The 22,960-nt window shown below is 68.8% G+C and carries 22 protein-coding genes; 9 read left to right on the forward strand and 13 right to left on the reverse strand.

Going from position 1 to position 22,960, the window contains the following annotated elements; translation table 11 throughout:
• The 8 genes from ABI385_RS04360 to dnaA all read right to left on the reverse strand — a co-directional run.
• A partial coding sequence (locus tag ABI385_RS04360; RefSeq protein ID WP_348102537.1) for a DNA gyrase subunit A occupies positions 1 to 340 on the reverse strand: 340 nt, incomplete at its 3' end.
• Between the two features lie 253 nt (positions 341 to 593).
• Complete coding sequence (gene gyrB, locus ABI385_RS04365; RefSeq protein ID WP_348102517.1) at positions 594 to 2,705, reverse strand: DNA topoisomerase (ATP-hydrolyzing) subunit B; 2,112 nt, start codon at positions 2,703 to 2,705, stop codon at positions 594 to 596.
• A 304-nt stretch (positions 2,706 to 3,009) separates the two neighbouring features.
• A complete protein-coding gene (locus tag ABI385_RS04370; protein ID WP_348102518.1) occupies positions 3,010 to 3,930 on the reverse strand; it encodes a sulfurtransferase in 921 nt (306 codons plus the stop codon).
• Between the two features lie 110 nt (positions 3,931 to 4,040).
• Complete coding sequence (locus tag ABI385_RS04375) at positions 4,041 to 4,691, reverse strand: DciA family protein (protein ID WP_348102519.1); 651 nt, start codon at positions 4,689 to 4,691, stop codon at positions 4,041 to 4,043.
• On the reverse strand, positions 4,681 to 5,889 hold the full coding sequence (gene recF, locus ABI385_RS04380; RefSeq protein ID WP_348102520.1) for a DNA replication/repair protein RecF: 1,209 nt from the start codon (positions 5,887 to 5,889) through the stop codon (positions 4,681 to 4,683). Before recF ends, ABI385_RS04375 begins: the two co-directional genes overlap by 11 nt.
• Positions 5,890 to 5,917: 28 nt before the next feature.
• Complete coding sequence (gene gnd, locus ABI385_RS04385; protein ID WP_348102538.1) at positions 5,918 to 7,012, reverse strand: phosphogluconate dehydrogenase (NAD(+)-dependent, decarboxylating); 1,095 nt, start codon at positions 7,010 to 7,012, stop codon at positions 5,918 to 5,920.
• Positions 7,013 to 7,063: 51 nt separating this feature from the next.
• Entirely contained in the window at positions 7,064 to 8,236 is a 1,173-nt protein-coding gene (dnaN, locus tag ABI385_RS04390) for a DNA polymerase III subunit beta (protein WP_348102521.1), read from the reverse strand.
• A gap of 581 nt (positions 8,237 to 8,817) precedes the next feature.
• Positions 8,818 to 10,383, reverse strand: coding sequence for a chromosomal replication initiator protein DnaA (gene dnaA / locus ABI385_RS04395; protein WP_348102522.1), 1,566 nt, complete (start codon positions 10,381 to 10,383; stop codon positions 8,818 to 8,820).
• Between the two features lie 444 nt (positions 10,384 to 10,827).
• On the opposite strand from dnaA, the gene rpmH reads away from it, so the two are divergent.
• The 8 genes from rpmH to ABI385_RS04435 all read left to right on the forward strand — a co-directional run bounded on the left by rpmH (position 10,828) and on the right by ABI385_RS04435 (position 17,371).
• The gene (gene rpmH / locus ABI385_RS04400; RefSeq protein ID WP_348102523.1) at positions 10,828 to 10,965 is read left to right on the forward strand and encodes a 50S ribosomal protein L34; all 138 of its coding nucleotides are present in this window, start codon (positions 10,828 to 10,830) and stop codon (positions 10,963 to 10,965) included.
• 9 nt (positions 10,966 to 10,974) lie between these two features.
• On the forward strand, positions 10,975 to 11,364 hold the full coding sequence (gene rnpA, locus ABI385_RS04405) for a ribonuclease P protein component (RefSeq protein ID WP_348102524.1): 390 nt from the start codon (positions 10,975 to 10,977) through the stop codon (positions 11,362 to 11,364).
• Positions 11,361 to 11,648: a membrane protein insertion efficiency factor YidD gene (gene yidD, locus ABI385_RS04410; RefSeq protein WP_348102525.1), complete on the forward strand. Its 288-nt coding sequence runs from the start codon at positions 11,361 to 11,363 to the stop codon at positions 11,646 to 11,648. Before rnpA ends, yidD begins: the two co-directional genes overlap by 4 nt.
• Positions 11,649 to 11,709: 61 nt before the next feature.
• Positions 11,710 to 13,110 carry a membrane protein insertase YidC gene (yidC, locus tag ABI385_RS04415; protein WP_348102526.1) on the forward strand — a complete coding sequence of 467 codons (1,401 nt, stop codon included), beginning with the start codon at positions 11,710 to 11,712 and terminating at the stop codon, positions 13,108 to 13,110.
• 87 nt (positions 13,111 to 13,197) lie between these two features.
• Entirely contained in the window at positions 13,198 to 13,932 is a 735-nt protein-coding gene (locus tag ABI385_RS04420) for a R3H domain-containing nucleic acid-binding protein (protein ID WP_348102527.1), read from the forward strand.
• A gap of 180 nt (positions 13,933 to 14,112) precedes the next feature.
• Positions 14,113 to 14,838, forward strand: coding sequence for a 16S rRNA (guanine(527)-N(7))-methyltransferase RsmG (gene rsmG, locus ABI385_RS04425; protein ID WP_348102528.1), 726 nt, complete (start codon positions 14,113 to 14,115; stop codon positions 14,836 to 14,838).
• 413 nt (positions 14,839 to 15,251) lie between these two features.
• Positions 15,252 to 16,157, forward strand: a complete 906-nt coding sequence (locus ABI385_RS04430; protein ID WP_348102529.1) for an AAA family ATPase — start codon at positions 15,252 to 15,254, stop codon at positions 16,155 to 16,157.
• A gap of 38 nt (positions 16,158 to 16,195) precedes the next feature.
• The gene (locus ABI385_RS04435) at positions 16,196 to 17,371 is read left to right on the forward strand and encodes a ParB/RepB/Spo0J family partition protein (protein ID WP_348102530.1); all 1,176 of its coding nucleotides are present in this window, start codon (positions 16,196 to 16,198) and stop codon (positions 17,369 to 17,371) included.
• Here ABI385_RS04435 and ABI385_RS04440 read toward each other — a convergent pair.
• Entirely contained in the window at positions 17,363 to 18,421 is a 1,059-nt protein-coding gene (locus tag ABI385_RS04440) for a glutathione S-transferase C-terminal domain-containing protein (protein WP_348102531.1), read from the reverse strand. The genes ABI385_RS04435 and ABI385_RS04440 overlap by 9 nt on opposite strands.
• A gap of 85 nt (positions 18,422 to 18,506) precedes the next feature.
• Between ABI385_RS04440 and ABI385_RS04445 the strand changes: the two genes are divergently transcribed.
• On the forward strand, positions 18,507 to 19,145 hold the full coding sequence (locus ABI385_RS04445; RefSeq protein ID WP_348102532.1) for a GNAT family N-acetyltransferase: 639 nt from the start codon (positions 18,507 to 18,509) through the stop codon (positions 19,143 to 19,145).
• A gap of 19 nt (positions 19,146 to 19,164) precedes the next feature.
• Here ABI385_RS04445 and ABI385_RS04450 read toward each other — a convergent pair whose 3' ends face one another.
• From ABI385_RS04450 to ABI385_RS04465, 4 genes are all read right to left on the reverse strand, one after another.
• The gene (locus tag ABI385_RS04450; RefSeq protein ID WP_348102533.1) at positions 19,165 to 20,331 is read right to left on the reverse strand and encodes an N-acetylmuramoyl-L-alanine amidase; all 1,167 of its coding nucleotides are present in this window, start codon (positions 20,329 to 20,331) and stop codon (positions 19,165 to 19,167) included.
• A 270-nt stretch (positions 20,332 to 20,601) separates the two neighbouring features.
• A complete protein-coding gene (gene trxA, locus ABI385_RS04455) occupies positions 20,602 to 20,931 on the reverse strand; it encodes a thioredoxin (protein WP_348102534.1) in 330 nt (109 codons plus the stop codon).
• Positions 20,932 to 21,037: 106 nt separating this feature from the next.
• On the reverse strand, positions 21,038 to 22,099 hold the full coding sequence (trxB, locus tag ABI385_RS04460; RefSeq protein ID WP_348102535.1) for a thioredoxin-disulfide reductase: 1,062 nt from the start codon (positions 22,097 to 22,099) through the stop codon (positions 21,038 to 21,040).
• Positions 22,100 to 22,255: 156 nt separating this feature from the next.
• A complete protein-coding gene (locus ABI385_RS04465) occupies positions 22,256 to 22,885 on the reverse strand; it encodes a sigma factor (RefSeq protein WP_348102536.1) in 630 nt (209 codons plus the stop codon).
• Between the last annotated feature and the right edge of the window lie 75 nt (positions 22,886 to 22,960).

The raw sequence follows: 22,960 nt of genomic DNA on the forward strand, positions 1-22,960 counted from the left end.
GCGGGGCCATCCGGCACTCGGTGTAGCGCGGCGCCGCGGCGCCGTCGTTGCCGCGCGAGCCGAAGTTGCCCTGGCCGTCGACGAGCGGGTAACGCATCGACCAGTCCTGTACGAGGCGGACGAGGGCGTCGTAGATGGGCGAGTCGCCGTGCGGGTGGTAGTGCCCCATGACGTCGCCCACGACACGCGCGCACTTGTTGTAACCGCGGTCGGGACGGTATCCGCCGTCATACATCGCGTAGATAACCCGCCGGTGCACCGGCTTGAGCCCGTCGCGCACGTCCGGCAGGGCGCGGCTGACGATGACCGCCATCGCGTAGTCGATGTAGGAGCGCTGCATCTCGGTGTTGAGGTCGACAGCCTCGATCCGGTCGTACTGGGGAGGTTCGGTCGGTCCTCCGTTCCCGTCCCCGCCGGCCGACGCTAGGTCGTCGTCCGGGAGGTTCGTCGGCTCGTCCGTGCCGTCAGATCCGTCGGTGCCATTAGTGGGGGGCTGTTCGCTCAACGTGGGAATCCTTGTCTCTCAATGCTTTTCGGGTATGCCTGTCACTCACCGCGGGCGCCGGGCGGCGCGCACCCGGCGGCAGGCATACCTAGATGTCCAGGAACCGCACGTCCCGGGCGTTGCGCTGGATGAACCCGCGCCGGGACTCGACGTCCTCGCCCATGAGGATCGCGAAGATCTCGTCAGCGGCCGCCGCGTCCGCAAGCGTGACCTGCAACAAGGTCCGGGTCTCGGGGTTCATGGTGGTGTCCCAGAGCTCCTCGTAGTTCATCTCGCCGAGGCCCTTGTAGCGCTGCACCGCGTTGTCCTTGGGCAGCCGCCACCCGCGCTGGGCCTTACCGTCGGCCATCATGGCGTCGCGCTCACGGTCGGAGTAGGCGAACTCGTGCGGGGCGTTGCTCCACTTGAGCCGGTAGAGCGGCGGCTGCGCGAGGTAGACGTAGCCCGCCTCGATGAGCGGCCGCATGAAGCGGAACACCAGGGTGAGCAGCAGCGTCCGGATGTGCATGCCGTCGACGTCGGCGTCGGCCATCAGGACGATCTTGTGGTACCTCGCGCGGGCCAGGTCGAAGTCCTCCCCGATGCCGGTGCCGAAGGCGGTGATGAGCGCCTGGACCTCGTTGTTGGCGAGGATCTTGTCGATCCGGGCCTTCTCGACGTTGAGGATCTTGCCGCGAATCGGCAGGATCGCCTGGGTGCGCGGGTTGCGGCCGGACTTGGCCGAGCCGCCGGCCGAGTCGCCCTCGACGATGAAGATCTCGGCCTGGGCCGGGTCCTTGGTTTGGCAGTCATAGAGCTTGCCGGGTAGTCCACCGGACTCCAGCAGGCCCTTGCGCCGCGTCGACTCGCGCGCCTTGCGGGCCGCGATCCGCGCCATCGACGCCTGGATCGCCTTGCCGACGACGTCCTTGCCTTCGCGCGGGTGCGCCTCGAGCCAGTGCCCGAACGCGTCGGTCATGGCCCGCTGGACGAAACCCTTGACCTCTGAGTTGCCGAGCTTGGTCTTGGTCTGGCCCTCGAACTGCGGCTCGCCCATCTTGACGGAGACCACGGCGACCAGGCCCTCGCGGATGTCGTCGCCGGTGAGGTTCTCCTCCTTCTCCTTGATGAGGTTGTTCTTGCGAGCGAAGTCGTTGACGAGCTTGGTCATCGCCGCCCGGAAACCCTCCTCGTGGGTGCCGCCCTCGTGGGTGTTGATCGTGTTGGCGTAGGTGTGGACCGACTCGGAGTAGGCGTTGGTCCACTGCATGGCCAGCTCGAGAGCCAGCGACCGGTCGGTGTCCTCGACCTCGATCGAGATGATCTCGGGGTGGATGGGCTCGGACCGCTTAGAAGTGACCAGGTGCTTGACGTAGTCGACGAGACCGCCGTCGTAGCGGTAGCTGACCTTCTTGGCCTTGCGCTTCGGTGTGTCTGCTCCCGAGGTACCCGAGCTGTCGGGTGCGTCCACCGTCTCGACGGCGACCTCGGCGTCCGCCTGGTCGAGGTCGATGTCCTCGGAACCCTCGGTCACCTCGTCGCGCTCATCGGTCAGCGTGATGGTCAGGCCCTTGTTGAGGAACGCCATCTGCTGGAACCGGGCGCGCAGCGTCTCGAAGTCGTAGTCGGTGGTCTCGAAGATGTCGCCGTTGGCCCAGAAGATCACCGTGGTGCCGGTCTCGTCGGGGTCCTCCAGGGCCACGCCGCGGTGCAGCGGACCGCGAGGGACGCCGATGTCGAACTCCATCGAGTAGCGGTAGCCCTTCTGCCGCACCTCGATGTCGAGGCGGGTCGACAGGGCGTTCACGACCGAGGAGCCGACGCCGTGCAGGCCTCCGGAGACCTTGTAACCACCGCCACCGAACTTGCCACCGGCGTGCAGCTGCGTCATCACCAGCTCGACCGCACTGACGCTCTGGCCCGGACCGATGTCGGTGGGGATGCCACGACCGTTGTCGACGACCCGCACCCCACCGTCGGCGAGGAGGGTCACATCGATCGTGTCGGCATACCCGGCCAGCGCCTCGTCGACGGAGTTGTCGACGATCTCGGTGACCAGGTGGTGCAGGCCACGTGGTCCGGTGGAGCCGATGTACATGCCCGGGCGCTTGCGGACCGCCTCCAGGCCCTCGAGGACCTGGATCGCTGAGGCGTCGTAGGTCGTGCCGTTCGGCTGGGGGCCGACGCCCGGTGTGCTGGGGGTCTGTTCGGCCTCGGACACGATGGTTCCTCCTGGCTGTCGACCGGCACCAGCGGTCGGCGCGATCAGGACGAACGGCCCCCGAGTGTGGGACAGAGCCCACGACGGATGGCCGCTGGTTGAGTTCTCATTCTACCCGTCGGCGCGAGCTGAAGTGGCCTCAGGAGGCTCCGTGCGGGCGGTTTGCCGCCAAATACCCCGCTATTGGGTGTGGGGGATCGCCCCAAACCCTCGGCGGCGGCTCCTGCGAGGTTTCAGTGTGCTCGTCCCGGCTGCCTGTTCGCCACGGTTGTCCACAGCGCTGTCCCCAGGCGCTGTGGACAACTCAGTGAGCCGGAGGTGATCCAGGCGACCCACTGCCGGTCGCCGCGGGCCGGTCGGGGTCGTTGGACCAGGCCGACCAGGACCCCGGGAAGAGCGCCGCGTCGCGGCCGAGGACCGCCAGTGCCAACACGTCGTGGGCCGCCGAGACACCCGAGCCGCAGTAGGCCGCTACCGGGCCCTGCTCAGTCGCTCCAGTCTGTTCGGTCACTCCGATCAGCCCGGCGAGGCGCCGGTGCAACTCGTCGTCCGCGGGCAGGTGTCCGTCGTCGGTGAACAGTGTCGCCGCCGAGATGTTGACGGCACCAGGGATGTGCCCGGCCCGCGGGTCGAGGGGCTCGTACTCGCCGCTGAACCGGTTCGGCGCCCGGCAGTCCACCAGGACGCCGTGCTCGGGGAAGCGGGCGGCCTCGTCTGCGTCGATGCTGGACAGCTGTCCGGTATGCAGACCGTCCAGTCCCATTGACCGGCTCGGCAGGGGCGGTTCCGGTTCCGCTTCTGGTTTCCCGGACTCGGTCTCCTCGGCCCCGGCCACCCAGGCAGGCAGGCCTCCGTCGAGCACCCTGGCCCGCAGCCCCACCCAGCGCAGCACCCACCAGGCCCGGTCGGCGGCAAAGGATACGGGGTCGTCGTAGACGACCAGGTCGTCGCTCGCGCTGACCCCCAGCTCGCGTAGCCCCGCGACGAGCGTCTCGAGGTCCGGCAGCGGGTGCCGCCCGTCGCGCGGGTTGTCGGTATGCCCGGTGAGGACCCGCTCCAGGTCGAGGAACCGGGCGCCGGGCAGGTGCTGGTCGAGGTAGCGGCGCCACCCAGCCTCGGGCTCGTCGAACAGCCGCCACCGCACGTCCAGCAGGACCGGCGGGAACGACGTCTCGAGCTCGGCGGCGAGAGCGTCGACGGTGACCAGATGCTCGGTGCGGCTCACGGAGTCGAGTCTATGAGCGCTACGCGGAACGGGTGTTGGTCGGTATCGCGGCCCCGAAACGGCCCTCAGCCGGCACCAACTCCCGTTCGACGGCAACTGGCAGCAGCAGATCAGCCGTAGGTGTCTCGCGGGCCACGGCCCGGAGCCCGCCACCGACCCTTGGCCCAGGACGGCGCGCTCGGACCGGTCACGGTGATCTCGGTAACGGTGCCCACGCCGACCTCGTTCTCGAGCCGGCCGAGCAGCATGGACTCGAGCAGCCGCATCTGGGTGGCCCACGCCGTGGAGTCGGCTCGCAGGACCAGGACCCCGGACTCGAACGACACCGGCTGGACGTGCTCGGCGATGTCGGACCCGACTATCTGGGACCAGCGGCCGATAACGGCGCCGACCTTGACGTCGACCTCCCAGCCCCGGTCGGACATCAGCCGGTCCAGCTGTGCCCCCAGCAGCGCGGGATCCCGACCGTCGGGGGCGCTGCCCGACGGGGTGCCCGCCGGCCCCGGTCGGGAGCCGCGTCGGCGGGCCGCTTTCGACCCCGGGCGGAGCCCCTTGTCGCGGGCGGCCTTGCGGGCCCGCGCCAACGCCCGGGCGGCGGCCTCGGCCGCGTCGGGGGCCCGTTCCACCGCTGCGGCACCGGCATTCTTCTCGGCACCGGTGCGCCGGTCCGCACCGGTCCGGCCGTTGTCACCAGAGTCGTCACCAGAGTTGTCACCAGAGTGGGCATCGCCCGAACCCGGCGCCACTCCGTCAGGGGACACGGGTGACCTCACCGAGCGTGACGGCATACGTGGTCCCGCTGGTGCGCAAGCCCTCTGGGACGTCCGCCGGGACGGCGGCGGTGATCAGCACCTGCTCGCAGTCGGCGACCAGCTCGGCGAGGCGCTCGCGTCGGCCGGTGTCGAGCTCGGCGAACACGTCGTCGAGCACGAGGACTGGGTCCTCGCCGAGGTCGTTACTCAGCAGCCGGTATGCCGCAAGCCGCAGTCCCAGCGCGAACGACCAGGACTCGCCGTGGCTGGCGTACCCGCGGGCCGGCAGCTCACCGAGGCCGAGGACCACGTCGTCGCGGTGCGGCCCGACCAGCGTCACCCCTCGCTCGACCTCCTGGTCGCGCACCTCGGCGAACGTCGCCTGCAGCTCGTCACGTAGTTCGGTGATCTCGGGCACCTCGCCCGCGGCAACCCGCGCCGCTGCCTCCTCCCGCAGGCTGGCGCGGTAGTGCGCCCGGGCGTCTGACTGGCCGGCGCTGACCGCCTCGTAGGCTGTCGCGAGATGAGGGCGGAGGTCCCGCAGCAGCCGTAGGCGCGCGTAGAGCAGCTGGGACCCGACGTCGGCGAGGTGCTCGTTCCACACCTCCAGGGTGTGCAGCGCCGACTGGCGGGCATCGTCCAACGGCTCGTCGGGCGCACTGACCCGCCGGGGCCGCCTCGCACCGCGACGTAGCACGGGCGCAGCCGACTTCAGCAGGGCGTTGCGTTGCTTGAGCACCTTGTCGTAGTCGCTGCGGACGCCGGCCCAGCGGGGTTGGCGCTGCACCAGCAGGTCGTCGAGGAACGTGCGGCGCACGGAGGGGTCACCCTTGACGAGCGCGAGGTCCTCCGGGGCGAACAACACGGTGCGCAGCGAGCCGAGGAGGTCGCGCGGGCGGGTCAGCGGAGACCGGTTGAGGCGGGCGCGGTTAGCGCGACCGGGATTGAGCTCGAGCTCCAGCACCGTCTCCCGACCGGCGCGGTCGACCACGGCGCGGATCACCGCCTGCCCGGCGCCGTGCCGGACGAGCGGCAGGTCCGTGGCGACCCGGTGGCTGGCCAAGCTGGCGAGGTAGCCGATCGCCTCGACGAGGTTGGTCTTCCCCTGCCCGTTCGGCCCGACCAGGGTGGTGATGCCGGGGCCGAGGGCGAGCTCGGCCGCGGCGTAGCTGCGGAAGTCGGTGACGCTCAGGTGCCGGACGTGCACGCCCGGCACCCGAGTGTCGGCCGAGCCGTCACGAGGTCGTGCCCGTGCCCGACGACGGTCCGGCGGCGGCAGCCTTGCGCCCATGGTGGACGGCCTTCTTCGCCGTCGGCTTCTTGGCGGTCTCGGCCTGCTTGCCGAGCGTCGGGTCAGCGTCGCCGGCACCGACCTTGGCGCGCAGGGCGTCGCCCTCCTCGATGGTCATGACCGGGTGTCCACCGAACTGTCCACGCAGCGCCGCGACCATCTGCATCGTCGGGGAGATGGACTGCCGCGACGCGAACCGAGCGAACAGCGACGCCGAGATGACCGGCATCGGGACGTCGTTCGCAATCGCCTCCTCGACCGTCCACTTGCCCTCTCCGGAGTCCACCGTGTAGTCCGAGACCCCGTCGAGCGACGGCTTCTCCTCCAGCGCCGCGACCGCGAGGTCGAGCAGCCAGGAGCGCACGACGGTGCCGCGGCTCCACGCCTTGAACGCCCCGGGGACGTTTTTGATGATGTCCTTCTTCTCGAGCAGCTCGTAGCCCTCGGCATACGCCGCCATCAACCCGTACTCGATCCCGTTGTGCACCATCTTGGTGTAATGCCCCGCCCCGACCTCCCCGGCGTGGACGAATCCCTCGTCGCGGGGGCCATCGGGGCGCAGCGCGTCGAAGATCGGCATGGCGAGAGTGACCCACTTCTTGTCACCACCGCACATCAGGCCATAGCCGTTCTCCAGTCCCCAGATGCCGCCGGAGACTCCACAGTCGACGTAGCCGATGCCCTTGGGCTTGAGCATCTTGGCGTGCTCATAGTCGTCGGTGAAACGCGAGTTGCCGCCGTCGATGATCAGGTCGCCCTTGTCGAGCAGGTCGGCGAGCTTGGCGATGGTGTCGCGGGTCGGGGCGCCCGAGGGCACCATCACCCACACGACGCGTGGGGCCTCGAGCTTCTTGACGAGCGCCGCCAGGGTCCGCACGTCGGCGACGTCGGGGTTTCGGTCGTAACCGACGACCTCGTGGCCTGCGCGGCGCAGGCGATCGCGCATGTTGCCGCCCATCTTGCCGAGACCGATGAGACCGAGCTGCATGGCGGACCTTTCGACGGCGGTGCGTTGACGGGCGGCGTGCGGGTCGAACAGGGTGTGTCGAACAGGGTGTTGGGAGCGCGGGAGTCAGGTTACCGCCGCGGCTCAGCTGGCGAAACGGACCGGCATCAGGACATATCGGTAGGTCGTGTCGGCTTCGGCGTCGGCCGACTCCTGACCGGTGAGCACAGCCGGGCGGCTCGGCTGAGTGAACGAGAGTCGCGCGTAGGCCGCCCCGAGGGCTCCCAGCCCGTCGAGCAGGAAATGCGGGTTGAAGGCGGTCTCGACGCCGGGACCGGTGAGCACCGCCTCTACCGCCTCGGACGCCTGCGCGTCATCACCGGTGCCCGCGTCGATGTCGAGCTGGCCGTCGGTGAACCGCAGCCGCACGGGGGTGTTGCGCTCGGCCACCAGGGCCACCCGGCGGACCGCCTCGACGAAGGACGCCGTCTCGATCACCGCCACGGTGTCGACGCTGGTCGGGAAGATCGAGGTGACCTTGGGGTACTCGCCGTCGAGAAGCCGGGTGGTAGTGCGTCGCTGGCCGGCCTCGAAGCCGATCAGTCCATCACCCGACCCACCCGACCCACCCGACCCGCCGCTGCCGCCGAGCGCCATGTCGACGGAACCGCTGGCGCCGAGAGCCTTCGCCGTGTCCGAAAGGGTGCGGGCGGGGATCAGCGCGACGTGGCTCGAGCCTGAGCCGGTGGTGCCAGCTGGGACGTTGGGCTGCCAGCTCAGCTCCCGGACCGCCAGACGGTAGCGGTCGGTGGCGAGCAGGGTGATCTTGTCGCCCTCGATCTCCATCCGGACACCCGTGAGGATCGGCAGCGTGTCGCCGCGGTCGGCGGCGATCGAGACCTGCGACACCGCCTGGGTGAACACGTCGCCCTGGATCGTGCCGCTGGACTCCGGTGCCGCAGGCAGCGTGGGGTAGTCCTCGGCAGGCATACGCAGCAGGCTGAACCGGGACGACCCGCAGGTGACCTGCACCTTGTTGCCTTCCAGCGCCACGTCGACCGGACGGGCCGGCAGGTTGCGGGAGATATCGGCGAGCAGCCGCCCGAGCACGAGCACCGTGCCGGGCTCGGCAACATCGGCCGGGACCGTGACCTTGGCCGACACCTCGTAGTCGAAGGCCGACAGGGTGAGGGTGCCTTCCGCGTCGGCCTGCAACAGCACCCCAGCCAGCACCGGAACGGGGGGGCGTGCCGGGAGGCCGCGGGCCACCCACGTGACGGCGTCCGCGAGGACGTCGCGTTCGATCCTGAACTTCACCTGTCCGCCCTTCACCGGCCGGCGTTGCCGACCTCCTACGTCCACGTCTGCGTGGAGACCCAACTCGTGGGAGTCCGAACCCTAGTGTCTCGAACCGGCGGCCACCACAAGGTCCGGCATCCGTGCTCCCTTGTCTGGTCGCTGCCCGGTCCCTCGAGTACGCGGGGCGATCCAGATCCTTTCTCGGTCTCGTCGTCATCATCGGGGCTGTGGATCCGGTGGATATCTGGTGTCCGTGCAGGTCACGCCCCGGATCGGGGTGGGGACGGCTGGGGGAGACCGCTGTGGAGAACTCGGCCCGGCTGGGGACGAGCGTCAGTCGTCCCCAGCTTTGGCTCTCGAACCCGCGGGTAGTACACCGATCCACCCCGCTCGTCCACCGTTGTCGAGACGTGTCCACAGGCCCTTGTGGAAAAGGGGGCGGCGCATCGCTGTCCGGTACGGGTGGCCTCCACAACCGTGGTCCACAGACTTTTCCACAGGCAGTGGATATCGAGCCACGACCAGGTGGTGGGGCGCGGGAGAACCTGTGGAAAACCGTGGGGACAGGCCGCGATGCAGCTAGTGGGACGACCGTGCGGCTAGCGGGACTGCTGCTTGATCCGGTTCGTCAGCTCGGTGACCTGGTTGTAGATCGCGCGTCGCTCGGACATCAGCTCGCGGATCTTGCGGTCGGCGTGCATCACCGTCGTGTGGTCGCGACCGCCGAAGTGCTGTCCGATCTTGGGCAGGGACAGCTCAGTGAGCTCGCGGCACAAGTACATCGCGATCTGGCGGGCGGTGACGAGCTGACGCGAGCGGGAGCTGCTGCACAGGTCGTCCATGGTCAGCGCGTAGTAGGCCGCCGTCTGCCCCATGATCGTCGAGACGGTGATCTGGTTGGGCTGCTCACTGGGGATCAGGTCGCGCAGCACGATTTCGGCGAGGTCGGGGGTGACCGCCTGGCGGTTGAGGCTCGCGAAGGCGGTCACCCGGATCAGTGCGCCCTCCAGCTCGCGGATGTTGGTGTTGATCTTGCTGGCGATGTACTCCAGGACGTCGTCCGGGGCGTTCATCCTCTCCAACGTCGCCTTCTTGCGCAGGATGGCGATCCGGGTTTCGAGGTCCGGCAGCTGCACGTCACAGATCAGCCCCCACTCGAACCGGGACCGCAACCGCTCCTCGAAGCCGGTCAGCTGTTTGGGCGGCAGGTCGGAGGTGATGACGACCTGCTTGCTGGCGTTGTGCAGCGCGTTGAAGGTGTGGAAGAACTCCTCCTGCGTCTGGACCTTGCCCGCCAGGAACTGGATGTCGTCGATCAGCAGAACGTCGACGTCGCGGTAGACGCTTTGAAACCGCGCGGCCCGATCGTCGCGGATCGAGTTGATGAAGTCGTTCGTGAACTCCTCGGAGTTGACGTAACGAACTCGTAGGTGTGGCAACAGAGTTCGCGCGTAGAACCCGATGGCGTGCAGCAGGTGGGTCTTGCCCAGACCGGAGTCGCCATAGATGAACAGCGGGTTGTATGCGCGGGCCGGCGCCTCGGCCACCGACAAGGCCGCGGCGTGCGCAAAGCGGTTGCTCGACCCGGCGACGAACGTGTCGAAGGTGTACTTGGGGTTGAGCCGGCTCTTGTCCGCCTCGCGCGCGCCGGGGCGCAGCTCGTCGACAGTGCCGTTCCCCGTCCTGGCGTGGTTGCCGTTCCCGTTGCGGCCATCAGTCTCGGGAGTGCCGGGAGTGCCGATGGTGGGCTTCGAGCCGATGTGTCCTCCGGCGCCCTGTTCGGAACCGGGCGTGAACTGCGTCCAGCGCTCGTCCAGCCGCAGCGGGGGCCCATGGTCCTGCAACGCAGGCGGGTACTCCGCCTCCAGCGTGTCGTCGACCGAGACGGAAAGGGTCGCCACGTCGAGGTCGAGCTGCTCGCTGAGCGTCCGGCGTACCGGTTCTCCGAGCTCGTTCTCGATGATCGTCTTGGTCAAGGGGTTGGGCGTCGCGATGATCGCGATGTTCTGCAGGACCCCCACGAGGCGCGACAGACCCAGAAAGGCACGCTGCCGCTGCGGGATGCCGTTGTCGTCCAGGGCGCGGATGGTGTCGAGCCAGACGCGGTGGTAGTCGACCTCACCGGTTGACCCGGTCGACCCAGCCTCACCATCGGTGTCGCCCATCTCCCCCACTTCCGCCCACGCATACGCAATCGACAGCCCTGCTCGCCATGGTCGCCGTGGCCGCGGTTCCGAACGACTGTCCACATGGTTTTCCACAGCCTGTGAACATCGCGACGTGAGGCGTGACGCTAACAACAACCGACCGGCGCTGTCCAACCTCCGAAGAGGCAGTTGTACACCCCTGAACCCGGCCGTCGGCGTGTCGCACCAGACCATGTCGGCTGACGCGCGATGATCAAGGGTTGGGAGCCGTTCGCCGGGACGGTTCGAGGGGATGTGGTCGCGTGCCGGAGCCGGTTTGACCCTGTCGCCAGCCCTCCCGTATCGTGGTCCGGACCCCACTTGTGGGGCTCTTTCGCGAGCCACGACCGGCAGCGACACAGCAGCCACCAGCCACCTGCTCAGGCGGCCCGGACGCCACCTGACCCTGACGGAGACCACCTCGTGAGCAAGCGCACCTTTCAGCCGAACAACCGCCGCCGGGCCAAGACCCATGGCTTCCGTCTGCGGATGCGGACGCGCGCGGGCCGCGCCATCCTGGCCGCCCGCCGTGCCAAGGGCCGCTCCGAGCTGTCCGCCTGAGGCCATGACGTGCTCCCCGCACGTCACCGGCTGCGTCGCGCCGCCGATTTTACGGCTGTCGTACGCGGACCAGGTAGCACCCGTGCGGGCGGCCGACTGATGATCGTCCACGCCGTCGCCTCATCCGGTCTGACAAATGCGGGCGGGCCGGCCGACCTGCCGCCGCGGGTCGGTTTCGTCGTCTCCAAGGCCGTCGGCGGCGCCGTGGTACGCAACCGGACCAAGCGGGTGCTGCGCCATCTCGTCGCAGCGCGGCTGGAGGGCATACCGGACGGGTTCGACCTCGTAGTGCGAGCCAACCCGGCCGCCGCGGGTGCGAGCACGGCCGAGCTCAGCGCCGAGCTCGATGACGGTCTGCGCCGCGTGCTCCGCCCGCCGGGACGGGAGAGGCGCCGGTGAGCGGCCGTCGACTCCTCGCGCTGCCCCTGATCGCCCTGGTCCGCGCCTACCAGCTCGTCATCTCCCCGATGACCCCGCCGTCCTGCCGGTTCTACCCCTCCTGCTCGGCCTACGCCATCACGGCGCTGGAGCGGTTCGGCCCGTTCCGGGGGACGTGGTTAGCGATGCGACGGCTGCTGCACTGCCACCCGTGGAACCCCGGCGGCGTGGACCACGTTCCCGAGAGGGTCCGTTCCCAGATGGCCGGCACACAGCCGGCTCACCACCACCAGAGCCGCACCTGAGCCGCACCCGCGCAGGGCGACCCCACCGAGCACTCCCCCCACCTTCATACCGAGGACCACCGTGTACGACTTCTTCGTCAACCTGCTGACCCCCATCATGTGGGGCGAGGCCTGGGTCATGACTGCGTGGCACAGGCTGTTCACCCTGCTCGGGATCCCCGAGACCAGCGGGTTGGGCTGGGCGCTGTCGATCGTCGGACTGACCGCGGTCGTCCGGTTCCTGATGATCCCGCTGTTCGTCAAGCAGATCCAGTCGTCGCGCAAGATGCAGCTCATCCAGCCGGAGATGCAGAAGATCCAGAAGAAGTACAAGGACAAGAAGGACCCGGAGTCGCGTCAGAAGATGACGCAGGAGACGATGGATCTCTACAAGAGGACCGGCTCCAACCCGTTCTCGTCCTGCCTGCCGATCTTGTTGCAGTCGCCGTTCTTCTTCGCCCTGTTCCAGCTGCTCAACAACCTGCCGCACATCGCCCGGGGCACCCACGCACCGGTCGGGCCGATCACGCCGGACGTCGCCTCGATCATCGAGAAGTCGACGCTCTTCGGCGCGCAGCTGTCCAGCACCTTCGTCGGCTCGGGCGACCTCAACGTCAAGATCCTCACCGCGGTGCTCATCGTGCTGATGTCACTGACGACCTTCACCACGCAGCGTCAGCTGATGCGCAAGAACATGCCGGCCTCTGCCCTGGACAACCCGTTCATGAAGCAGCAGAAGGTCATCCTCTACCTGATGCCGGTCTTCTTCCTCTTCTCGGGCATCAACTTCCCCATCGGTGTGCTGCTTTACTGGCTCACGACCAACGCGTGGTCGATGGGCCAGCAGTTCTACGTCATCCGCCGGATGCCTGCGCCAGGCTCCGAGGCGGAGCGGGACTACGAGGCTCGTCAGGCTCGCCGCGGTAAGACGATCAAGCGGATGCACATCCCCGGGCTGGGCGACACCACCGAGGAGATCGCCGAGATCCAGGACGCGCCGGCGACGGATACCGGCAAGGTCAGTGGCCAGCGCCAGCAACCGAAGGGCAAGAAGCGCAACAAGAAGGCCCCGCCGGCGATAGCCCGGACCCCGCAGGACGTTCCGGTCGACGACTCGACGGAGCCAGCTTCGACGGAGCCACTGGCCGTGGAGCCAGTGGCCGTGGACCCGGGGGCCGTGGACCCGGCGGAGCCGGACGAGGCTGCGGCTCCCGCCGGGTCGAACGGTGCGACACCCCCGCCGCCCGAGGGCTCGCCGAAGACGACTCCACCCAAGGCGGCCGGGCCGAAGACGTCGCCGAACGGCACAGCCTCTCCGAACGGCATACCGGCGCAGAACGACATACCGGCGCAGAACGGCAGACCCGCGCAGAACGGCAGGCCCGCGCAGAACGGATCGCCCGGGTCCACGGGTGTTCCGCGCCGATCCAAACGCGGGCAGTCGAGACCGCGGACCAACGGCCCGGACACCGCCCGGTCCTGAACACGTCCTAGGAAGCGCCTTGTGCCGCCTGACCTGCGGGTATGCCACCCGCCCATACACCTGTTGCCTCACCCCAGGAGACCGATGATGACCGACTCGACGACGAGCACCACACCCTTCGACCAACAGAACGACCAGGATCTTGAGCTTGACAATGCGCTCGATGCCGTGAGTGCCGACCGCATGGACGCCGCTGACCCCGTGCCCACGGATGACATGACCGAGACCGCCTACCCGAGTGAGGGTGACGAGCCAGCCTTCCTCGCCGTTGCCGCTGAAACTGGCACATCTGAATCCAGCGGCACATCTGACCCGGCCGGTGCGGTGGCCGGTCCGCGGAACCCCGGCGGTCGAGTCGGCCTGCTGGAACGTGAGGGCGAGGTCGCGGCCGACTTCCTCGAGCGACTGCTGGACATCGCCGACCTCGACGGTGACATCGAGGTCGACATCGACGGAGATCGGGCGGCCGTCGCGATCGTCGACTCCGAAGAAGGTCGGGTGCCACGCCGGCTCGTCGGAGCGGACGGCAAGGTTCTCGAAGCGCTGCAGGAGCTGACCCGGCTTGCAGTGCAAGCCGAGACCGGCGAACGGAGCCGCCTGATGCTCGACGTCGCCGGCCACCGCGCCCAGCGGCGGACGACCCTCGTCGAGGTGGCGCAGGCCGCTATTGCCGACGTGCGCTCGACACACGCGCAGAAGGCATTGGACAACATGACCGCGTTCGAGCGAAAGATCGTGCATGACGAGGTGTCAGCAGCCGGGCTGTCCTCCGAGTCCGAAGGCGTCGAGCCGCACCGCCACATCGTTATCCTGCCCGCCTGATCAGTGCGCCCGCGCCAGTCCCCCGGTCCGAGATGACAGTCACTGACATCACCGACGTGGAGCCAAGGCGCGAGGGGGACCCAGCATCCGCAGCTGCGGTTTCACGTGAAACATGGAGGTGCGGCTCGGTCGCTGGCGAAATCAACTGGGTCAGCCGGGACCGATGAGGACAGGCCACCCTTGACCCCCACTGTCCGCTCGACGCCGGTCCAGGCAGCGGCAGTGTTCGGCTCTCGGCTGGGGCAAGCGGAGGCATACGTCCGGCTGTTGGCCGACACCGGGATCAGTCACGGGTTGATCGGCCCACGAGAAGCGCCGCGTCTTTGGGATCGTCACGTGCTGAACAGTGCCGTCGTTGCTCCACTTTTCAGCAGGGGCGCCACCGTCGCGGACATCGGCTCGGGGGCCGGTCTGCCCGGCATCCCGCTCGCCATCGCGCGTCCGGACCTGCAGCTGACCCTCGTCGAACCCTTGCAACGCCGGGTGGTCTGGCTTCGTGCCACCGTCGAGGAGCTGGGGCTCACGAACGTCATGGTGCACCACGGCCGCGCCGAAAGTCTGTGGAGTACGGGCGGATTCGCGTATGCCACGGCGCGGGCCGTCGCCGCGACCGCCGAGCTCGCCCGGATCACGTTGCCGCTGCTCTCCGAGAACGGCCGGCTGCACGCCCTCAAGGGGGACCGCGCCGAGCTGGAGCTGACGCGGGACCAGCGTGCCCTCACGGCCCTGGGCGCTGTCGACTGTCAGATCACGCGCTGGGGTGCCGGCGTGGTCCTACCGGAGACCGTCGTGCTGAGCGTCACGGTGGGCTCGGCGGCGGCCGGCAGCTCCGGATCGTCACCAGGAGTAGAGAAGCGACGTTCAGGACGGCGCTCCGCCGGCCGCCGAGGAACAGGCAAACGCTAGTCCGACGTGTCCTCGCAACCACGCGAAGGCGTGCAGCCATACTGGTGCGAGGGGGACGAGGGGCCGTGGTTGGATAGGCAGGCCACTCTCGGACGGTGGCGGAGTCGGCGATCGTGATGTGTTCGGTCAGAGGTGGGAGGCGGTCGTCGGTGGGTGCTGAGAGCGCTCCACTGTCAGCAGCCTCAACAGCCTCAACAGCCTCAGCAGCCTCAACACTGTCGGCCTCTCTCCCCGCACCGTCGGGTCTGACCGCCGCCCTGGGGTGGCCGGGGCCAGCGGCCATGGGCCGAGCGGTGGGATGGCCTGTTTCACGTGAAACGCCTGCCGTCACGTCAAATGTAGGCCCGGACCCCAGCGCTGACATCGACACCGAAATCGATACCGTCGCTGATTCACGTGAAACAGCGGACTCGTTGCGGACTGAGCTGGCTGCCAGCATCCCCGATGCTGGGGCTGATACGCCACTGGCCCAGACGCTGGCCGCCGACACGCGCCGTCGTATCAACCTGTCCGGACGCATGCTCCCGAAGCCACCGACGACTCGAGTGCTCACCGTCGCCAACCAGAAGGGTGGCGTGGGCAAGACGACGACGGCGGTCAACGTCGCAGCCGCCCTGGCCCAGTCGGGCCTGTCTGTGCTCGTTGTCGACCTGGATCCCCAGGGAAACGCCAGCACGGCCCTCGGAGTAGACCATCACGCGGAGGTGCCGAGCGTTTACGACGCCTTGGTCGATGGGCGCGCGTTGGCCGAAGTGGTCGTCGAATGCGCCAACGTGCCCAACTTGAGGGTGGTCCCGGCGACGATCGACCTGGCCGGGGCAGAGATCGAGCTCGTCTCGATGGTGGCGCGCGAGACACGGTTGGACCGCGCCCTGCAGACCTACCTGGCGAACCACGAGACCGACTATGTCCTCATCGACTGTCCGCCCAGCCTCGGGTTGCTCACCATCAACGCCTTCGTCGCAGGCAAAGAGGTGTTTATCCCGATCCAGTGCGAGTACTACGCACTGGAGGGGCTGTCGCAGCTGCTGAAGAACATCGAGCTGATCCGTAGCCACCTCAACCCGACATTGCACGTCTCCACCATCCTGCTGACCATGTATGACGGCCGGACCCGCCTGTCGTCCCAGGTGGCGGACGAGGTCCGCACCCACTTTCCCGAACAGGTTTTGCGCACCAGCGTTCCAAGGTCCGTCAGGGTCTCCGAGGCGCCGAGCTTCGGGGAGACGGTCATGACTTATGACGCCGCCAGCAGCGGAGCGCTGGCGTACCTCGAAGCAGCCAGCGAGCTGGCGCAGCGAGGGGCCGAGAGCTCGTGAGCGACGAGCACCCTACACACCACAGCGGAGGTCGACACATGAGCGAGAAGCGACGAGCGTTGGGGCGGGGACTGGGAGCTCTCATTCCCAACGCACCCCACCCGGCCCGCCCCGCGGACGTGTTCTTCCGGGATGCCGACGCTCATTCTTCGGCGGCTGACGAGCCCTCGTCGACAGTGTCGGCCGACGCCGGGACAGCGGCGAGCGATGAACAGGCGCGGGCCGGCGTCGAAGCCGGACTGGCCCCGGTCCCCGGCGCCGTCTTCGCCGAGCTGTCCGTCGCGTCGATCCGCCCCAACCCCAAACAGCCACGGACCGTCTTCGACGAGGACGACCTGGCCGAGCTTGCTCACTCGATCCGTGAGATCGGGGTGCTCCAGCCGATTGTGGTCCGGCGCGTGCCTGACGACGGAACGGCCGACGGCGGAACGGCGGGCAGCGGAACAGCGGGAACGGCCGGTGACGCGGCCGACTCCTCGGACACCGTCCCGACCGTTACCTACGAGCTCATCATGGGTGAACGGCGGCTGCGCGCGAGCCAGCTGGCCGGTCTCGACACCATTCCGGCCATCATCAAGGAGACCCAGGACGACGCCCTGCTGCGGGACGCCCTGCTGGAGAATCTGCACCGCAGCCAGCTCAACCCGCTGGAAGAGGCGGCAGCCTACCAGCAGCTGCTCGACGACTTCGGGTGCTCACACGAGGAGCTGGCGAGTCGGATCGGCCGTTCCCGCCCCCAGATTTCCAACACGTTGCGCTTGCTGCGGCTGCCGCCGCTCGTGGCTCGCCGGCTTGCCGCCGGAGTGCTGAGCGCCGGCCATGCCCGCGCCCTGCTCGGTCTCGAGGACGGCGCGGCGATGGAACGGCTCGCCCAGCGGATCGTCGCCGAGGGTCTCTCGGTGCGCAGCGTCGAGGAGATCGTGGCGCTCGGCGGCGACCAGGCTCCACTCACGCGACGACCCGCGGCGGGTCACCGTCACCCTCAGCTCGACGACCTGTCGGCCCGGCTCTCCGACCGCCTCGACACACGCGTGTCGATCGTCCTCGGTCAGCGCAAGGGCAAGATCACGGTGGAGTTCGCCTCGGTCGAGGACCTCAACCGGATTGCCGCACTCCTCGGTGAGCACGAGGCTGACCCACGGCCCGACGAGCAGTCACAGGCATCACAGGAAGTCCGAGCCCCGTTGCACCGCAACGAAAATGAGTCAGAGTAGCGCCAGGGCCGGGTTGTTCCCAGGCGCCACGACCTCCCCGTTGTGCACCGGTCCAGGCGGCGTACCGGCTCCAAATGGCTTGCCTCCCAACGACTCTCGGTCGTGTGGTGACGCCCACGCGGTGAGTTCGGGGCCGTCCGGAACGATCCCCGTCGGGTTGATGTCGCGGTGGACGATGTAGTAGTGCTGCTTGATCTGGGTGAAGTCCGTCGTGTCGCCGAAGCCGGGCGTCTGGAACAGGTCACGCGCGTAGGCCCAGAGGACGGGCAGCTCGGTGAGCTTCTGCCGGTTGCACTTGAAGTGGCCGTGGTAGACCGGGTCGAAACGGGCCAGCGTCGTGAAGAGCCGAACGTCCGCCTCCGTGATGGTGTCACCCATCAAGAACCGTTGTCCTGCAAGGCGATCCGACAGCCAGTCGAGGGCGTCGAACAGGCGTACATAGGCCTGGTCGTAGGAGTCCTGCGTGCCGGCGAACCCACACCGGTAGACGCCGTTGTTGACCTCGGTGTAGACCCGCTTCATCACCACGTCCATCTCCGTCCGAAGGTCCTCGGGATAGAGATCGGGCGCGCCGGGTCGGTGGAGCTCCTTCCACTGCGACGACAGGTCGAGCGTCATCTGCGGGAAGTCGTTGGTGACCACGGCGCCGGACGGCACGTCGACGATGCAGGGAACGGTGATGCCCTTGGGATAATCCGGGAAGCGCCGGAAGTAGGCGTCCTGGATGCGAGGAATACCGAGCACGGGGTCGACCTCACCCGGGTCCAGGTCGAACGTCCACGATCTCCGGTCATGGGTCGGTCCGCAGATCCCCATCGACAGGACGTCCTCGAGGCCTAGCAGCCGACGCACGATGATGGCCCGGTTGGCCCAGGGACAGGCGCGGGCGACGACCAGCCGATAGCGCCCCGGTTCGACCGGCCAGCGGGGTTGTTCGCCATCCTGGTCCGCGACGGCCAGGATCCGGTCGGCGATGTAGTCGGTATCCCGCTCGAACGTGGGTTCGACGTAGGACCGCGCGGACTCGGTCGGTTCGTCGGTGGTGGTCACCCCGCCACCATAACCAGAACCCCTCGCGATCGATCGGGCGCATAAAGCAGCGCACAATGAGTGCTGATGCAGAGGGAGGTGGCCGATGGGGCGCGAGATATTGCCGTTCACGGTGGACCGGTTGTCGGACCTGACCGGCAGCTGCGCCTCGTGCGTCTTCTGGGAGCTGGGTCCGGCCCTGGGGCGCCGGCACGCCAAACCACGGGACGACAAGCAGGCCTGGCTCACGTCGACGCTGCTGGAGTGGGGGACGCCGGGCCGGGTCGTCCTCGTCGACGGGCACTACGCCGGACACATCATGTATGCCCCGCCGCACCTCGTGCCGCGAGCGCTCGCCTTTCCCACGGCGCCGGTCAGCCGGGATGCCGTCGTGCTCGTCACGGCCCGGATCGACCCGGAGTATGCCGGTCAGGGACTGGGGCGGGTACTCGTCCAGGCGGCCGCCAAGGACGTGCTGCGCCGCGGCCATCGGGCGCTCGAGGCATACGGCTCTCGGGACGGACGGGCCGCGTGCGTCCTGCCGGTCGACTTCCTGCTGGCGGTGGGCTTCCGCACGACCCGCGAGCACGCGGCATACCCGCGTCTGCGCCTGGACCTGCGGACCGCTCTGCGGTGGCGTGGTGAGGTCGAGCAGGCGGTCGAGCGGCTGCTGGCTCCCGTGCGCGGGCTGGGAGTCCCCCAACCGGTCGGCACGGCGCACCGCGACGACATCTCGCTGAACTGACGGTGACGGATGTGGCGGGTCAGCCCGCCAGCTCCTCCATGTATTTGCGGAGGTCGCCGAGGCGCAGCACGCCGGTGTTGTTGCTGGTGTCCTGCTCGCCGAGGTAGAGCCGTTGCAGGGCGACGACCACACCTTCGGCAAGATCGTCGCGGAACCCCGGATCGCTGAGCCGGGCGGCGTCGTCAGGGTTGCTGAGATAGCCCGTCTCGATACGCACGGCGGGCATCCGGGTGTGCTGCAGGAGTGACCAGGCTCGCGCGTGAGAGCGGCAGTCGGTCATGCGGGTGCGGGCCACCGTCTCGCGCTGGATCAGGTCCGCGAGCTGCTCGCCGATGGCCGACCAGGCTCCGAACCGGCGCTGGCCGAAGAAAAACGTCGCGACGCCGCTCGCATCCGGCTGGTCGGCCGTGTCGCAGTGCAGCGAGAGGACGATGTCGGCGCCACAGTCGTTCGCGAACGCCGCCCGCGCCGCGTCGTCACCGGCAGAGGTCGTGTAGGTGCGCGTGTAGAAGACCGTCGCGCCCTGGGCGCTAAGCCGACCCTCGATGCGTCGGGCGATGTCGTGGACCACCTCGGCCTCGACGACGCCGTGGGCGACCGCTCCCAGGTCGTCGCCCCCGTGACCAGGGTCGAGGACGACGACGCGCCCGGCCAGGCTGTGCCCGGAGCGGCGTACGAGCTCGCGCTCGCGCAACGACGCCGGAGCGCCACCTCCGACGCTGCGGCGCAGGTCGGCGAAGGCCCCGAGGGTTGCCGGCCCGACCGATCCGTCCGGCTCGAGACCGACCCCACCCTGGAACTCGCGCACGGCACGATCGGTGTCCGGACCGAACGTGCCGTCGACGCGGCCGGGATGGAAGCCGAGCCCGAGCAACCGCTCCTGGAGCTCGAGGACGTCGTCGCCGCGGGTCAGGTGACCAGCGGAGAACTGCAGCAGCCGGTCGCCGAGGCGCCAGCGGGAGGCCTCCAGAGCGGCATACGTGGAGGGTCCGACGATCCCGTCGACGAGCAGTCTCCGCTCCTGCTGGAAGGAGCGGACCGCGTGGTCCAGCTCCTGGTCGAAGTCGTCCGGGTCGAGCGGCGGCGCGGCCAGGTCCAAGCGCTCCCGGATCTCACGGACCACGGGGCCGCGGTGTCCCCGGCGGGCGTCCATGCCGGCGAAGGGGCGGTTGTGTGTCTCGGTCACGTCCCCTCCTCGAGCAGTGCGGCCGGTGGTTGGTGCGCCTGGCAGCGCGGTATGCGGGGCTGGGGTGTCCCGATCCCGCTCCGCAGACTGGGTCGAAATGCCGGCTTCGTAGGCGCCGCCATCGGGCACCATAGCCGAACCGGCCCGCGCCATGTCTGCTGGCGCACTCTGGGTTCACCGAACTGACAGCAACCCGCTACCCGACCTCAGAGGGTGGGTAGCGGGTTGCTGGTGACGTCAAGCGTGGTCAAACGGGGTCGAACCGGGCGATCAGCCCCCGATGTAGTCCTCGAGCTCGCGCAGCAGCTTGGGCTTGGGCATCGCACCGACGAGGGTCTTGACAACCTCGCCACCGACGTAGACGTTCATCGTCGGGATGCTGACCACGCCGTAACGCGAGGTCACACCGGGGTTGGCGTCGGTGTCGAGCTTGACGACGTCGATCTTGTCGCCATAGGTGCTGGCGATCTCCTCGAGCACCGGGGCGACGGCGCGGCAGGGCCCGCACCACTCGGCCCAGAAGTCGACGAGCACCGGCTTGTCGTTCTTGAGGACGTCGGCCTCGAAGGTGGCGTCGGTGGTGACCTTGGTGGCTCCCATTGGGGGTCCTTCCTGGTGCCGCGGGCAGGACCCGCTGCGCTGGTGATGGCTGGTGATGGCTGGTGATGGATGGTGATGGGTTATCGGGATGGCGAGGGCTGACGTTTCAGACGCTAGCCGCCGCCTGCGACAGCTCGGCCTCGGACTCGTCGCGGACGGCCCGCTCGATGTCCTGCTCCATGTCGTCGAGGGACGCGAGGTAGTGCTCGGCGTCGAGAGCGGCGGCGCAGCCGGACCCGGCGGCCGTGATGGCCTGTCGGTAGGTGTGGTCCACCAGGTCGCCACAGGCGAAGACACCCGGGATGCGGGTCGCGGTGGAGCGGTGCGAGCTGTCGATGCCGGTGACGACGTAGCCGGCCGGGTCGAGGTCGACCAGGTCGCGCACGAGCTCGCTGCGCGGGTCGTGGCCGATCGCGACGAAGAGCCCGGTGACGGGCAGCTCCCGCTCCTCGCCCGTCTGCGTGTCGCGCAGCGTGATCCCGCTGACCCGGTCCGCACCGTGCACGGCCGTGACGGCGGAGTTCCAGGCATACGTGATCTTGTCGTTGGCGAACGCGCGCTCGGCCAGGATCTTGCTGGCCCGCAGGGCGCCGCGCCGGTGCACGATGGTCACCGAACGGGCGAACTTGGTGAGGAAGGTCGCCTCCTCGATCGCCGAGTCACCGCCACCGACCACCGCGATGTCCTGGTCCCTGAAGAAGAACCCATCGCAGGTGGCGCACCACGAGACACCGCGGCCGGACAGCCGCTTCTCGTCGGGCAGTCCGAGCTCACGGTAGGCCGAGCCCATCGCCAGGATGACGGCGCGGGCCCGGTGCGTGCCGCTGTAGGACGTGACCACCGTCTTGACGTCGCCGGAGAGCTCGACGCTCTCGACGTCATCGGTGACGATCTGCGTGCCGAACCGTTCGGCCTGGGCCCGCATCTCGTCCATGAGGACGGGTCCGGTGATCCCGTCCCGGAACCCGGGGAAGTTCTCCACCTCGGTGGTGTTCATCAGCGCGCCGCCGGCGGTGACGCTGCCCTCGACGAGCAGCGGGCGCAGGTTGGCCCGGGCCGCGTAGACGGCCGCGGTGTAACCCGCCGGGCCGGAACCGATGATGATGACGTCGCGGACGTCGGTGACGTCGGGGGGCGTCCCCGGTGACGGTGACAGCTCTGAAGGCATGTTCGTAAACCCCTCCGGTGATCCGTGAGAATCAGGTCAAAACGCCAGATGATGTGGGTGTCACGGCCGTGCACCACAACATGTCCGGGAATGCGACCACCATATCGGCGTGATCAGTGAACCTGCGGCTCGGGACCTTTGTTCCCGTTGCGTGTCTCAGCCGACGGGTACAGCGTCCTGTAGGTGCTTGGGGTCGCTCGCCGAGCAGTCGCGCTGCACGGCGAACGCGCGGTCCCCGTCCGGTCGCTCGACGGCGACGACGGCCGCGGGCTGACCGGCATACGTCGCGAGGTCGATGCTCACCCGGAGGGCGTCCGTCCGCCCGAGGGCGCAGACGCACGCGGCGGCACCGGTGGTGGTGGCGAGGGGCCCGATCCCGGGCGATTCGGCGGCCCCTAGGGAGACCTCGTCAGCGGGGTTGGCCAGCAGAGCCCGGGCCAGGTCCGGGAGAGTGTCTCGGGTGTTTGGCGTCGTGCTGTGAGGGTGTCGCTGGGGGTGGCCTCGGGCAGCGGTCCGCTGGGCTTGCGGCGCCGCAGACGGTCCAGGCAGGCAGGCGTTGACGACGATTCGGTGCAGCCAGGTGGTCACCGCTGCGTCACCGCGGTACTGGCCGGCCCGCCGGAAGGCCGCTAGGAACCCGTCCTGGATTGCGTCGGACGCCATCTCCCGGTTCCCGCAGGTACGGACGGCGACGGCCCACATCCGGTCCTTTTGACGCCGGAAGATCTCCCCGAACGTCTGGGAGTCACCCTCGCAGTGCGCCGCCAGCAGCTCGGCGTCGGTCACCTTCGCGAGCCCGATGAGCAGCTCGCCGGCCGGGGCTCACGGGGGGGAACGGGACGCTGGGCCAAGGGACTCAGC

The organism is Lapillicoccus sp. (assembly GCF_039935575.1).
Classification (GTDB): domain Bacteria; phylum Actinomycetota; class Actinomycetes; order Actinomycetales; family Dermatophilaceae; genus Lapillicoccus.